Here is a 15,492-nt window from a genome sequence, read left to right as displayed (position 1 = left end):
AACTTTGATAGATATTCATTGTCATATATTACCTGGTTTAGATGATGGAGCACAATTCTTGGAAGATAGTATAACAATGGCGAGGGAAGCAGCAAAGGAAGGTATACATACCATAATTGCCACTCCCCATTTAAATAGTCAGTATGATAATCGAAAACAAAGTATCTTGGAAAGTGTAAATCAGCTGAATCGGGCTTTAACTGAAGCTAATATTGGTGTAACCATCCTGCCAGGCCAGGAGCCGCGGATTTATGGAGAAATCATCGCAGATTATGAGCGTGAAGAAATCCAAACATTAAATGGAACTCAGTTTCTATTTATTGAATTCCCTTCAAATCATGTTCCAAGATACGCAGAACAACTACTATTTGATGTTCAGTTAAAAGGATTAGTACCTATCATTGTTCATCCAGAACGAAACTCAGAAATAATAGAACGCCCAGAATTGTTATACCGCTTTGTAGAAAAAGGAGCACTAGCCCAAGTAACAGCATCCAGTCTATGTGGATATTTCGGTAAAAAAATCAAGCAATTTTCAGAGCAATTAATCGAAGCAAATTTAGCTCATTTTATTGCTTCAGATGCACACAATGTGAATAATCGAACATTCAAAATGTCTGAAGCATTTGACCTAGTTGATTCAAATTTTGGTATAGACTATGTCTACTTATTTAAGGAAAACGCAGAATTATTAATTGCTGGAAGTAACATAGTGAAAGAAATACCAGCTCCAATTGCTAAAAAGAAAAAGTTTATCTTTTTCTAACCAAACGGAATTGAAAATCCCTCTCTGTCTACAATAGTTGGGTTTTTCAACTTGAAAAATAGGTCTTTTTGTCTATGACATTAGAACCAAAAGAAAAAATGGGTATAGTGCAAGAGTTAACTCAAAACTCTAAGAACTATAAATATCTAATAGAGGATAGGTTTAAAGACTAAACCTATATTTCCATTAGGTATTTATTTTTTAAAAAAGTATTTAGTTTTACGAAAAATGTTTATAGATAATATGAGGAGGAAGTAAGCTGTGACTTATAGAAACAGGGTAACAACGCTGGCAGGTTTGGATTCTATTATTGTGTTTACCGCGTTTTATGTGAGTTATTGGACACTAAGTCCTGAACTTGTTATTTTTGAGAATCCAATGTTACTGGCAACTGTTATTACCTTATTAATTGGGCACCATATTTTTTCCTTTATTTATAAGCTCTATAGTAAGGCATGGGAATATGCGAGTGTGGGGGAGTTAACTACAATTGTTAAGGCAGTATCTCTCACCATTGTTGTAGCTGCAATTATGCAAGAGCTGTTTTTTCATAATATATATGTAAGAGCATTAATGATTACTTGGATGCTTCACGTTTTATTAATAGGAGGATCCAGATTTACATGGAGAGTATTCCGTGATCATTTCGTATATAACAAAAAAGATATTAAGAAGACTTTAATTGTTGGAGCCGGAGCAGGTGGAACGATGGTGGCGCGTCAGTTATTACATAATCACGACATTGAGCTAAAACCAGTTGCCTTTATCGATGATGATCCGAAGAAATTCAAATTGGATGTTTTGGGTATTCCAGTTGTCGGTGACTCCAGACAAATCCCAGATATCGTAGAGAAATACAAAATAGAAAATATTATTATTGCGATTCCCTCTCTAGGAAAAAAAGAATTAAATAAGATATTCTCTGAATGTACCAAAACGAAAGCAAAAACCCAAACGATTCCGATGTTGGAAGATTTAATGACTGGGAAGATTTCAGTTAATGAATTTCGGGATGTTCAGGTTGAGGATTTATTGGGTAGGGAGCCCGTGGAGCTCGATATGGAACGAATCTCTGATTATGTTGCTGGTAAAACCATCCTGGTTACAGGTGCTGGTGGATCAATTGGTTCGGAAATATGCCGGCAAATTTGTAAATTCAATCCTCAAAAACTAATACTCGTAGGACATGGTGAAAACAGCATTTACCTAATTGAAATGGAACTACGTAAGAAATACATAGGGCAAATTGAAATTATCGCAGTCATTGGCGACATTCAGGATCGGGCTAGAATGTTTGAAATCATGGATCAACATCGCCCAGCTGTGGTGTACCATGCCGCTGCACATAAACATGTACCATTAATGGAATACAACCCAAGAGAGGCTGTAAAGAACAATATCTTCGGAACTAGAAATGTTGCCGAAGCAGCCGATACATTTGGAGTGAACACGTTTGTTTTAATCTCTTCCGATAAAGCAGTAAATCCAACGAATGTCATGGGTTCTACAAAACGATTTGCCGAGCTAGTGATTCAGAGCTTAGCTCAAAATAGCCATACAAAATTTGTCGCTGTACGATTCGGAAACGTCTTGGGTAGCCGAGGCAGTGTCATTCCATTATTTAAAAAGCAAATTCAAGCCGGCGGACCGGTAACGGTTACCGATCCGGAAATGACTCGATATTTTATGACCATACCCGAAGCATCAAGGCTAGTGATTCAATCAGGTGCTCTTGCTAGGGGTGGAGAGATCTTTGTTCTCGATATGGGAGAACCGGTTAAAATTGTTGACTTAGCAAAGAACCTAATCATACTATCTGGTTTTACAGAAGAAGAGATCGGAATTCATTTCACTGGTCTACGCCCTGGGGAGAAGATGTACGAAGAGTTACTAAATGAAAATGAAGTTCACCCAGAGCAAGTTTTTCCGAAAATTCATGTTGGTAAAGTAAAGGTTATTGACAGTTCTATTTTAAATCATTTAATCGAAGAACTATTGGAAATGTCTCAAACAGAAATGCATGACACGTTACTAGCAGTGGCGAATAATAAATATGATTTCTCAACTATAGTGAGTGTATCAAGTTAATCGACTCTATTTAATCTATAATTACTAATATGCAGATAAAAAATGAGTATTGGAATACCTATCATTCATTCTTCAAAAGGAACAAGTTCATTAATTGAAGAAACTTAATAATTAAAGGGGATTATTATGAATAAACCGAGCTTTTCTTCTTCGCTATTAGAAAAGAAAATGAATATACCTTTTTCACCTCCTGATATTACAGATATCGAAATAGAAGAAGTAGTTGATACTTTAAAATCTGGTTGGATAACAACTGGCCCAAAAACAAAGCGATTAGAGCAGAAATTAGCTGAATTTACAAATACACCAAAAGCGGTATGTTTAAATTCAGCTACTGCAGCAATGGAACTTACCCTAAGATTATTGGGAGTTGGTGAAGGTGATGAAGTTATTACCTCAGCATACACCTATACAGCTTCTGCAAGTGTCATCCATCATGTAGGAGCAAATATTGTTCTAGTAGATACAGCAGAAAATTCATATCAAATGGACTATGACCAATTAGAGAAAGCTATCACCTCTAAAACAAAGGTCATTATCCCTGTTGATCTTGCTGGTGTGATGTGCGATTATGATAAAATTTTTGAATTAGTTAATAGAAAGAGGAATCTTTTTAATCCTGCCAATAAAATTCAGGAGGCTATTGGGAGAATAGTCATTTTGGCTGATGCTGCCCACTCATTTGGTGCGACGTACAAAGGAAAAAATAGTGGTGAAGTTGCTGACTTTACTAGTTTTTCCTTTCATGCGGTTAAGAACTTTACAACCGGTGAAGGCGGAGCACTTACTTGGTGTAATATTCCTGGAATTGATAATGAAGAAATCTATAAGAATTACATGTTGTTATCTTTACATGGACAATCAAAAGATGCCTTGGCAAAAACCAAACTTGGTGCGTGGGAATATGATATTGTTTCCCCTGCCTATAAATGTAACATGACTGACATTATGGCCTCTATTGGATTAGGGCAAATGGAAAGATATTCATTAATATTAGAAAGAAGAAGACAAATTATAGAACAATACAATAAAGGATTAAGCAATCAGAATATTGATATTTTAGAACATTATGGAACTGATTTTTCATCAAGTGGGCATTTGTACTTAATTAGACTATTAGATAAAGACGAAGAATGTAGAAATAAAGTTATTGAGCGAATGGCAGAAAAGGGAATTTCTACAAATGTACATTATAAGCCACTACCCATGCATACTGCATATAAAAGCCTTGGTTTTAATATAAAAGATTATCCTAATGCATTTAATATGTATAAGAATGAAGTAACTTTACCTCTTCATACTTTATTAAGTAATGTGGAAATAAATTATGTAATTGATACTTTTATTGAACTAATAAAATAACTGAATTTTTGATTATCGTTTGGGGTGTCAATGTGTATAAAAGTATTCTAAAAAGATTATTTGATTTGATATTAGCGGTATTTGCCCTCCCATTTTGGCTCATTATTTTGATGATCATTGGTCCAATTATATATTTTCAAGATAAAGGCTCACTTTTTTATAATGCACCTAGGCTTGGTAAAGACGGTAAAGTGTTTAAGATGTATAAATTCCGTTCGATGAAAGTAAATGCTCCTGATTTAAGAAATGAGGACGGTTCAACCTTTAATGCCGAAGATGATCCGCGATTAACTAAAATCGGAAAATTCATTCGGAAGACAAGTCTGGATGAGACCCCACAGCTTTTAAATATTATCAAAGGTGACATGAGTATTATTGGACCACGGCCAGACTTACCAGAACATATCGAACTATATGAAGGCAATGAAAGACGAAAGCTTGAAATTAAACCTGGTGTTACTGGTTATAACCAGGCATATTTTAGGAATACAATTCCATGGAAAGAAAGAATTCAAAATGACATTTACTATATAGATCATGTAACTTTTTGGTTTGATTTTAAGATACTTTTTAAAACTGCTTTATCTGTTTTAAAAAGAAAAAATGTATTTGTTACTGAAGGCAAAACTGAGTCAGAAAATAGTAGCAACCTTGAAGTATAGGTTCGGAGGGGTTCTTTTTGATGAATAGTATTATTGATAATTCAGTAACTTTTAATGACTTAAAATGGGATTCTGAGTTTTTTGGAGTTAAAAGTGCAAAAGCCAATTTGCATAGACATGTTGCATCAAATGAATGGGAAAATCTAAAAAATAGATTTGATAACTATCAGTTTATTTCAATTGTTAATGAAAATTCAGTTCCATCAAATGCCCAATTAATAGGGAAAAGTACAACAGCATTTTTAGCCGATGTGAATATTCAATTTGTAAAAAAAATAGGTAGTGAACTAGATTTACCAAAAGAAATATCCATTCACCATTCTTTAAAAAGAAATAATCAGGTTATTAACCTAGCAAATTTTGAGTTTTCGAAGTTTACTGAGGATCCTGAACTAGCAAAACGTGGAGGCGAAAAAGTTTATCATCAATGGATTATTAATTCTTTTGAAAGAGAAGAGAAGTATTTTGCTTTATCAAAAGATCAAAATGGAGATATTAACGGATTTTTACTACATTCATTTTTAGATGATGCCTGCGTGATAGAACTTATAGCCGTATCAGCAACTAATAAGAATAAAGGCATTGGAGCTCACTTATTTAAAGCGGTGGAATATGCTGCGAAAGAACATGGCTCTAGTGAAATACGAGTTGGGACGCAATTAAGAAATATTGGAGCCATTAACTTTTATCATAAGGTTGGATGTAAGCAGGTAGGATGCCATCAAATTTTTCATTTGTGGAATTTGTAGCGAGAACATAGATTATTTTTATGAAAAGTAAGGAGATCGAGAAGATTTGAGAGTATTATACATTGCCACCTCATTTCCTGAGCCAGAAAAGGGTGCAACCATTTATACTGACTTAGCTGAAGCCCTATATGAAGCTGGACACGAAGTTACGGTTGCTGTTTCAGAACAAGCAAGAAATAAACAAAAAACAGAAATGAAAAAAGAACGTGGCTTTGATGTGCTCCGTATAGTTACTGGAAACTATTATGATGTAGGTCTGATTGAAAAAGGAATTACTACTTTAAAAATTCCAATTTTGATGAAACAAGGCATCACTAAGTATCTTGGAAATAAAGAATTTGACCTAATTTTATTTGAAGCACCCCCAGTAACGAATGCTGGGCTTGTTGCTTGGGCAAAGAAAAAATATAATTGCCCTTCATATTTAATGCTGAAAGATATCTTTCCTCAAAATGCAGTTGATTTAGGGATTATAAAAAACAATAGTCTTGTGTATAAATACTTTTTATCCAAAGAAAAAAGGCTATATCGGACCGCAGATATTATCGGTAGTATGTCTGCTGCTAATATGGATTATATTTTGAAACATAATCCTTGGTTAGATTCAGGTAAAGTTGAAATATTCCCTAATACTAAAAAGATAACAACTCTTTATAAAACAAATAAATTAATTATGCGAAATAAATTCAACATACCAGATGATGCATGTGTTTTTGTTTTTGGAGGCAATATGGGAAAGCCTCAGTATATCGATTTATTATGTAGTGCAGTAAAAGAATGCAAAAACGAAAAAGGGGTTTTCTTCCTTTTTATTGGTAGAGGAACGGAAAGATATAAATTAGAAAAAACGATTAGGGAATATAACATAAAAAATGCATTAGCTATTGAAAATTTACCAAGAATTGAGTACGAACAAATAATTAAAGAATGTGATGTAGGTCTAATCATACTTGACCCAAGGTTTACAATACCAAATTATCCGTCACGAATTTTATCATATATGGAGTATTCAAAGCCGGTGTTGGCAGCAACTGATAGAGTCTCAGACCTTAAAGATTTAATAGAAGAGGTTCAGTGTGGAGAATGGGTTTGGTCAGGTGATACAAGCGCTTTTATTTCTAAAATAAAAGAAATGTCTAAAATGAACGAATTGCAGATCAAGGGAATTAATGGTCGAAAGTACATTGAAAAGTATTTGACTGTTGAAAATTCAGTAGATCTTTTGAACAAACATTTTAACTAAATAAATTATGGAGGATCATAATGTTTAAAAATAAAACATTATTAATAACAGGTGGAACGGGTTCATTTGGTAATGCAGTAATGAAAAAATTTCTAGATACAGATATTAAAGAAGTTCGTATCTTCTCTCGGGATGAGAAAAAGCAAGATGATATGAGGAAACAATATAAAAATAATAAATTAAAGTTTTATATTGGAGATGTAAGGGACTTAGCAAGTGTAAAAAATGCCATGCATGGTGTGGATTATATCTTTCACGCTGCAGCTTTGAAACAGGTTCCTTCATGCGAATTCTTTCCACTTGAAGCTGTTAAGACAAATATTCTAGGTACTGATAATGTGCTAACAGCAGCTATCGATTATAACGTTAAAAAGGTTATTTGCCTTTCAACTGATAAGGCTGCATATCCAATTAATGCTATGGGAATTTCAAAGGCTATGATGGAAAAAGTTCTCATAGCAAAGTCTAAAACAGTCTCTCCAGAAAACACGTTGATTTGCGGAACTAGGTATGGAAATGTAATGGCTTCAAGGGGTTCAGTAATACCTTTATTCATTGAACAGATTAAGAGTGGACAGCCATTAACGATAACAGATCCTAATATGACAAGATTCCTTATGAGTTTAGAAGAGGCTGTTGAGTTAGTTGAATTTGCTTTCCATAATGCTGAAGCTGGAGATATTATGGTACAAAAAGCACCTGCAAGCACAATTGGTGATCTTGCCCAAGCAATTAAAGAGCTATTCGGCGCTGATAATGAAATTAAAATAATTGGTACTCGGCATGGAGAGAAGTTATATGAAACTCTTCTTACAAGGGAAGAATATGTTGTGGCTGAAGACATGGGTAGATTCTTCAAAGTACCTGCGGATCAAAGGGATCTAAACTATGATAAATATTTTATTGAGGGAAATCAAAAGCTTACGACAATTGATGAATATAATTCACAAAATACCGAACTATTAAATATTGAACAGATTAAAGAAAAATTACTTACACTTGATTATGTAAAAGATGAGATAAAAAAATGGAATGAAAATATCTATGTTATGAATTAAAGGGAGTACTAAAGGATGAAAATTTTAGTTACAGGTTCGAAGGGTTTTGTGGGGAAAAATCTAGTTGCTGAACTAAAAAACAAGGGATTTACCGAAATTTATGAATTTAGTAGACAAACCGACATTGAATCATTAGAAGAATATACAAAGGATTGTGATTTTGTATTCCACCTTGCCGGTGTTAACAGGCCAAAGGAAGAGCAGGAATTTATGGAAGGTAATTTTGGCCTTACTGAACAATTAATTGGACTATTAAAAAAATCGGGAAATAAGGCACCAATTTTAATAACTTCTTCTATACAAGCTGAAAAGGATAATCCATATGGAAAAAGCAAAAAAGCTGGTGAGGAATTACTATTTAATTATTCCAAAGAAAATGATATTAAAGTGCATGTTTATAGATTACCAAACATATTTGGAAAATGGAGTAAGCCTAACTATAACACGGTAGTTGCTACTTATTGCCATAATATCGCTAGGGGATTGGATATACAGATAAACAATCCAGAATCAGAACTTACTCTTTGTTATATTGATGATGTCATAGAGGAATTTTTAAGAGCATTAGATGGAAATCCAACTGTTAATGATAATTTCTGTATTGTCCCTTTGGTTTATAATATTAAACTTGGTGAATTGGCAAAGACTTTAATAAGTTTCAAAGAAAGTAGGAAGAATTTAAGTATTCCTAATATGGAAGATCCTTTAAATAAAAAGTTATACAGCACCTATTTGAGTTTTTTACCAGAAAGAGACTTTTCGTATGATTTGAAGATGAATTGTGATCAAAGAGGTTCTTTTACTGAATTTATTAGAACTTCAGAGAGAGGACAAGTTTCAATTAATGTATCAAAGCCGGGGATTACTAAAGGAAATCATTGGCATCATACTAAAAATGAGAAGTTTCTTGTTGTAAGTGGTGAGGGGTTAATTAGATTTAGGAAGATTGATTCGGATGAAATCATAGAGTATAGAGTTGGTGGGGAACGTTTGCAGGTTGTAGATATTCCTGTGGGATATACCCATTCAATCGTTAATGTAGGAGATATTGACCTGGTAACAGTAATGTGGGTAAATGAATGCTTTGATCCAAATCGGCCAGACACATACTTCTTGGAGGTTTAATCTATGAAGAAATTAAAAGTTATGACAGTTGTAGGTACAAGACCAGAGATTATTAGACTGTCAGCTGTTATAAATAAATTAGAAGAATCAGAGGCAGTTGAACATATTCTAGTTCATACTGGACAAAATTATGACTATGAATTAAATGAAGTATTTTTTAAAGACTTTAAATTGAAAAAACCCAATTTTTTTCTAAATGCTGCTAACGGAACAGCGGTTGAAACAATTGGAAATATCTTAGTCAAAATTGATCCTATTTTAGAAGAAGTAAAACCAGATGCATTTTTAGTACTTGGAGATACAAATAGCTGTTTAACAGCTATAGCTGCTAAAAGAAGACATATTCCAATTTTTCATATGGAAGCAGGAAATAGATGTTTTGATCAAAGAGTGCCTGAGGAAACTAATAGAAAAATCGTTGATCACACAGCAGATATTAATTTGACATATAGTGATATTGCGAGAGAATACCTACTTAGAGAAGGATTTCCTTCGGACAGAATTATTAAAACTGGTAGCCCGATGTTTGAAGTACTAAGTTCAAGAAAAGATGACATTGAGAATTCAGATGTATTAGATAGATTAGGACTAAATGAGGGACAGTATTTTGTTGTATCTGCTCATAGGGAAGAAAATATCAATTCTGAAACAAATTTTAAGGATTTAGTTAATAGTCTAAATGTTATTGCGGAAAAGTATAACATGCCGATTATCGTAAGCACACACCCTAGAACAAGAAATATGATCAATTGTTATGGGGTAGAATTTAATCCATATGTAAAAATAATGAAGCCTTTAGGTTTTATCGATTATGTTAAACTTCAGTCCAATGCAAAAGCTGTTTTAAGTGATAGTGGGACTATTAGTGAAGAATCTTCTATCCTTGGTTTTAGAGCACTCAATTTAAGACAAGCACATGAAAGACCAGAGGCGATGGAAGAAGCATCGGTTATGATGGTCGGGCTTAAAAAAGAAAGAATTCTGCAAGGATTAGAGATTTTAGAAACGCAAGAGTCAAATTCTCTTAGACGTGTTGAAGATTATAGTATGCCTAATGTATCGGACAAAGTTCTTAGAATTATATTATCTTATACTGACTATGTTAAGAGGGTGGTATGGAGCAAACAATAATAAGGGCGCTTAAATTGTGTGCAGACTTAAGTAAAATGAAAAACAATTTTTTAAAGGGGCTAATAAAAAAGTGAAAGTATTATATCTTTGTTCTTCACATCCACCCTACGATAAAAGGGTTTATTATAAAATAAGTAATGCTCTTGTAAAAGGTGGATACGATGTAATTAATATAAACCCAAACGCAAAAAAAGAAGTATCTAAAGATAAAATTATTATAGATGGCTTTACTCGTAAAAAGGGCCTTTTAAATAGGGTGCTTAGTCTAAAAAACTTATATAAAGTGGGAAAGGAATATAATCCTGACGTAATTCTAGCTCCTGAACCAGATTCAATTGTTATTGCTTATATATTAAAGTTATTAAAAAAGGATATCAAAGTAATTTTTGATTGTCATGAATGGTATGAAATTCATTTTAAAGAAAAGATAAATAATAAAATTATTGCTAGTATATTAAATAATTTTATTGGGGCATTACTGAAGTTTATTAGTAAAAGGATAGATGCAGTATTTTGCGTGAATAATACTATGCGAAGGAAATATGAGAAATATAATAAAAATTCATTTTCTATTCCGAATACTATGTCAATGGGAGTTAAGGATTCTCTATGTGAGTTACAGAGGGATAATAATAGTTTTGCCTTTATTGGCAACTTTTCAGATAAGAGACAGGAGAGTATATTAATTGAAGCTGCTAAAGTCTTAAAAAGGGAAAATTCAAATGCTAAAATCCACATAGTTGGAGGATTTCCTGATGATGAAACTTATGAGGGTAAATTTAATGAATATACTTTATTAATAAAAGAAAATGATATTCAAGGTAATATTGAGATTATTCCCTGGATGAGTAAGGATAATGTAAATAATTTCTTAAAAAAAAGTATAGCAGGCATTACTCGCTTTGATTCATATCTTTATGGTGATTATCACTGTTTACCTAATAAGTTATTTGATTATATGGCTGCTAATCTTGCAATTATTACTTGTGAACTAAATGAAGAAACGTCATCAATAGTTAAGGAGAGTGAGTGTGGGATAGCTGTATTGGAGGAGTCAGGGGACGCACTAGCAAAAGGAATTATTTATATGATGAACAATAAAGAGAAAACTATACAAATGGGTAATAATGCCTATGAAACAATAAAAGGCAAATACAATTGGGAAAAGTACGAAAAGGAACTTTGTACAATACTAAAAGATATATAAAAATGTTGCTAAATAGTAGAGAGCTAGCTAATCAGTTGGAGAATAAATTAAACATTTTTATGTAAATTATTAATTAGTATTATCTATAAAGATCAAAAAACAGAATATATTAATGTTATAAATTGTTGCTTTTTACAGTATTCAACTTTGATAAAAGTACTTTAAGAAAAATTTATAATAGACAACAGAGACTAAAGGATGTTTATATATATGTTTACTAATTTTAAATATTACTTCTGGGTAATTCTCTATAAAATTGTCTTAGAAGTTGTTTATTATGTTTTTGTTTCCCCAAATTACTCCTATTCTGGAATGGTTTGGGAACCGTCTTTGGTTAAGTTTTTATTTTCTAATTTTGCACTTTTTCTAATGCTAGTTGTCCTGCCAAAGAGACAAAATAGGCCATCTTATCAATTAGCACAATTATTTTTTATTATAACAGTGGTTCCTATATTAAGTATTTTTTGGCAGGCAAATCTAAACATAAATTATTTTATTTATGTTGTAATATGCTCTTTAGTTTTATTTATCTTAATAAGAGTTTCAAAGCCTTTTAAAATAAAGTTTATAAAATTTGAAACAAAAAATTATATGAACTTTGTTAATGCTATTTGTATAATCTCCTTTTTACTTCTGATTCTTTTTTCTATTAGATATGGAGGAATTGATTTAAGAGCTTTTAATTTCAATGATATATACGAGTTAAGGGCAGAAGCAGAATATAGTGTTTTTTGGGGCTATTTGATCAACTGGATTTCAAAGCTTTTAATACCTTTTTGTATTGTAATGTATATGATTGAAAATAAAAAAGCTATGTTATTTTTCTCCTGTTGCTTGCAAATTTATTTTTATTTATGCATAGGATACAAATCAATATTATTTTCGGTTGTATTTCTTATTGTCTTTACATTTTTACTAAAAAGAAATAAGTTCCTTTTTGGGGTTCCTATTTTTTATACTGTTGCCATTTTTGCATCTAGCTTGCTATATAAACTAACAAATAACTTATTTACAATTGCAATAATGCCTATCCGACAATTAAATATACCTGGATTACTTAATTTTAGACATTATGATTTTTTCTCGCATAATCCTAAACTATACTTTTCTGAAGGACTTATAGGTAAAATATTTGGTCTAGAGTCTCCTTATACTATTCATTCTACTTTTCTTGTTTCATCTAATGGAGCTAATGCGAATACAGGATTTTTAGCCGATGCATATGATAATGGCGGGTTAATATTAATGCTAATATATACAATAGTCTTAGGACTAGTATTATTATTAATTGATTCCACTTCTCAGGGTTTAGATAATAGTAAGAGATATACAGCGCTAATGCTATATACAGTAGTTATCTTAAATGATAGTGCCTTACTTACAACTTTTTTGACCTCTGGAAGTATTTTATTGGTTCTATTTCTATATATCGTATCCTCGGGTGAAAGAATATAAAAAGTATAATGTTAAAGTGTTTATAAATATTTTATTTATTTATTTATTTCCTTCTGGCTATAGATACTATTTGTTTTTTCTCTTTTATAATTTTAAATATAGATAATTTTATAACATAATCACTTAAAAGGAATAGGGATAATATTGAACATTGTAAACCTTAAAGGAAGGAAATTTTTATTTGATATTGTAATAAATATTTTTTCTTCTGCAATCTCAGTTTTATTATTACAATTTTTTGTTTATCCATTAATTGGTAGGAAAATTAATGGTAATCTTTTTGGTGAAATACTTACAATTATGGGGATAGTTAATATTATATCGGTTGTATTGGGGAATTCATTAAATAATATTAGACTAATCTTAAATAATGACTATGAAGAAAAAAAAATATCTGGAGACTTTCTTCCAATATTGTTTTTTGCAACAATTGTAAATATAATCTCAATTTTTTTATTAACTCATTTTAATATTATAAAAGAATCGACGTCCTCAATACAATTACTAATTATTGTTTCTATATTAACAATGTTTAGATCATATTTAATAGTAAGCTATCGTTTGGACCTTAATTATAAAATGATTTTTAATCATAGTATTTTTTATTGTTTAGGATTGATAGTAGGGATATATATATATTACTACGGATATTCCGAAAAATGGGAAAATGTATTTATTTGCGGGGAGTTAATTTCAATTCTTTTTCTGGCATTTACTACAAGGTTGTATATAGAACCATTTAAAATTACTTCTGAATTTAAAAAAACATTTAATAAATATATATCATTAGCATTTTCAAACTTTATTGGAAATGTTCTGATTTATTTAGATCGGTTGATGATATTACCATTATTAGGCGGTAAGCAAGTAACAGTTTATTATGCTGCTAGTTTGGTTGGAAAAATGTCTAGTTTTGTATTGCAACCTATTTCTGGGGTTCTGTTAACCTATTTTTCTAAAAGTAGAAAAAGAATGAAGGTTAAAGAATTTATATTTATTAACTTAATTGTTATGTTCTTTAGTTTTATTGCATTTTTAGGTTGTATTTTTTTATCAAAGTACATTCTAAAGATATTATACCCAAGTATATACGATAATGTATTAAATATATTAGTATTAGCAAGTTTAGCTGCAATATTAAATGCTTCAAGTAGTATAACTCAGTCAATTATTCTTAGATATTCCTCTACCTACTGGCAATCTGTAATTCAAGCAATATATGGTTTGATTTATATAGGTGGGGGATTATTTTTAATTGAAAAAAATGGACTTGTTGGTTTTTGCGTAGCGGCAACTGTTGCAGCAGTAATTAAAATAGTACTTATAATAATAATTGGATTAAATTCACTAAGAGACGGTAGTTATAAGGCTAGACCTTTAGAAAATTAAATACTATTTAAATGGTACTTATTAAAATATAAGGGTGAAGACTATATAGCTTTATAAAATTCTATGATGGTTTAAGGATTTTATATTCAACCTATTAATAAAAGCTTCAGTGTAATAGTGTTGGAAACAAATGAGTAAGAAAGGAATCAATTTTATGAAGATCATTACAATTATAGGTGCACGTCCACAATTTATTAAAGCTGCTCCATTCTCTTTTACGTTTAGAAAAGAAAATGAAGAAATCTTAGTTCATACAGGCCAACACTATGATGCTAATATGTCTGATGTTTTTTTTAAGGAACTTGGAATTCCACATCCTGATTACAATTTAGAAGTGGGTTCTGGAAGTCACGGGTTGCAAACAGGTAGAATGCTAGAGAAAATTGAAGATATCATTCTAAAAGAAAAACCAGAGGGTATGCTGGTGTATGGGGATACAAACTCTACTCTAGCTGGAGCTTTGGCAGCAAGTAAACTACATGTCCCAGTTTTTCATGTAGAAGCTGGATTGCGAAGTTATAATAAGCTAATGCCAGAGGAGCAAAATAGAATATTAACTGATCATATTTCCAACTTGTTATTATGTCCAACTCAAACAGCTGTAGATAACTTGAATAAGGAAGGAATTACTAAAGGTGTCCTGAATACAGGCGATATCATGTTTGATGCTGTACTAAGAAACTTAGAAATATCAAAAGGTAAATATATTAATGGATCATGGTTAAATGAATTAAAGCAAGATAATAGTAAGATACCAAATCTTAAAGAAAAGGAATATTATCTTGCTACAATACATCGAGCGGAAAACACAGATAATCATAATAAATTACGTGAAATTTTCTCAGCATTTGAAAAATTTGACAAGCCAGTTCTTTTACCAATTCATCCGAGAACTCGTAAGCTAATTGAGGAACTAAATATTGAATTGAATAATGTGAAATTGATTAAACCGGTGGGCTATCTTCTTATGCTTTATTTAACAGCAAATGCATACATGGTCGTTACGGATTCAGGTGGTCTTCAAAAAGAATCATATTTTTTAAAGACTCCTTGCACAACATTGAGAGACCAAACAGAGTGGGTTGAAACTTTAGAAAATGGATGGAATATGTTAAGCCCAATTGAAGTTAGCACAATATTGGAAGCAGTTTCTAGAAAACTAGATTGTTTTAAATATCCTCAACCTCAGTTATTTGGTGAAGGAAATGCAGCGGAACAAATAACTCAAGCTATTTTAAATGGAGGAAAATAAACCAT

General features: G+C 31.6%; 13 protein-coding genes. All 13 read left to right on the top strand.

All coding sequences use genetic code 11. The features are described from left to right. Positions 1-4 precede the first annotated feature (4 nt). The 13 genes from ACI3K6_RS07795 (at position 5) to wecB (ACI3K6_RS07735) (ending at position 15,487) form a co-directional block, all read left to right on the top strand. A complete protein-coding gene (locus tag ACI3K6_RS07795; protein WP_435554382.1) occupies positions 5-766 on the top strand; it encodes a tyrosine-protein phosphatase in 762 nt (253 codons plus the stop codon). Between the two features lie 261 nt (positions 767-1,027). Continuing rightward, positions 1,028-2,854 (top strand): polysaccharide biosynthesis protein, encoded by a 1,827-nt coding sequence (locus ACI3K6_RS07790; RefSeq protein ID WP_435554381.1) that lies wholly within the window; start codon positions 1,028-1,030, stop codon positions 2,852-2,854. A 126-nt stretch (positions 2,855-2,980) separates the two neighbouring features. Beyond that, a complete protein-coding gene (locus ACI3K6_RS07785) occupies positions 2,981-4,216 on the top strand; it encodes a DegT/DnrJ/EryC1/StrS family aminotransferase (protein WP_435554380.1) in 1,236 nt (411 codons plus the stop codon). A 32-nt stretch (positions 4,217-4,248) separates the two neighbouring features. Then, positions 4,249-4,878: a sugar transferase gene (locus ACI3K6_RS07780; RefSeq protein WP_435554379.1), complete on the top strand. Its 630-nt coding sequence runs from the start codon at positions 4,249-4,251 to the stop codon at positions 4,876-4,878. A 20-nt stretch (positions 4,879-4,898) separates the two neighbouring features. Continuing rightward, positions 4,899-5,627, top strand: coding sequence for a GNAT family N-acetyltransferase (locus tag ACI3K6_RS07775; protein WP_435554378.1), 729 nt, complete (start codon positions 4,899-4,901; stop codon positions 5,625-5,627). Between the two features lie 46 nt (positions 5,628-5,673). Continuing rightward, positions 5,674-6,870 carry a glycosyltransferase family 4 protein gene (locus ACI3K6_RS07770; RefSeq protein ID WP_435554377.1) on the top strand — a complete coding sequence of 399 codons (1,197 nt, stop codon included), beginning with the start codon at positions 5,674-5,676 and terminating at the stop codon, positions 6,868-6,870. Positions 6,871-6,890: 20 nt separating this feature from the next. Further along, on the top strand, positions 6,891-7,928 hold the full coding sequence (locus tag ACI3K6_RS07765; protein ID WP_435554376.1) for a polysaccharide biosynthesis protein: 1,038 nt from the start codon (positions 6,891-6,893) through the stop codon (positions 7,926-7,928). A 15-nt stretch (positions 7,929-7,943) separates the two neighbouring features. Next, positions 7,944-9,053, top strand: coding sequence for a capsular polysaccharide biosynthesis protein CapF (locus ACI3K6_RS07760; RefSeq protein ID WP_435554375.1), 1,110 nt, complete (start codon positions 7,944-7,946; stop codon positions 9,051-9,053). Positions 9,054-9,056: 3 nt separating this feature from the next. Beyond that, complete coding sequence (wecB, locus tag ACI3K6_RS07755) at positions 9,057-10,184, top strand: non-hydrolyzing UDP-N-acetylglucosamine 2-epimerase (RefSeq protein ID WP_435554374.1); 1,128 nt, start codon at positions 9,057-9,059, stop codon at positions 10,182-10,184. Positions 10,185-10,254: 70 nt separating this feature from the next. Next, a complete protein-coding gene (locus tag ACI3K6_RS07750) occupies positions 10,255-11,391 on the top strand; it encodes a glycosyltransferase (RefSeq protein ID WP_435554373.1) in 1,137 nt (378 codons plus the stop codon). 210 nt (positions 11,392-11,601) lie between these two features. Next, positions 11,602-12,846, top strand: coding sequence for a hypothetical protein (locus ACI3K6_RS07745; RefSeq protein ID WP_435554372.1), 1,245 nt, complete (start codon positions 11,602-11,604; stop codon positions 12,844-12,846). Positions 12,847-12,990: 144 nt separating this feature from the next. Then, positions 12,991-14,235 carry a lipopolysaccharide biosynthesis protein gene (locus tag ACI3K6_RS07740; RefSeq protein WP_435554371.1) on the top strand — a complete coding sequence of 415 codons (1,245 nt, stop codon included), beginning with the start codon at positions 12,991-12,993 and terminating at the stop codon, positions 14,233-14,235. Positions 14,236-14,389: 154 nt separating this feature from the next. Further along, the gene (gene wecB, locus ACI3K6_RS07735; RefSeq protein ID WP_435554370.1) at positions 14,390-15,487 is read left to right on the top strand and encodes a non-hydrolyzing UDP-N-acetylglucosamine 2-epimerase; all 1,098 of its coding nucleotides are present in this window, start codon (positions 14,390-14,392) and stop codon (positions 15,485-15,487) included. Positions 15,488-15,492 lie beyond the last annotated feature (5 nt).

The sequence above is a fragment of the Neobacillus solisequens genome, from assembly GCF_051233465.1.
Lineage (GTDB): Bacteria > Bacillota > Bacilli > Bacillales > Cytobacillaceae > Neobacillus.
This window is presented reverse-complemented; position numbering and strand designations above follow the sequence as displayed.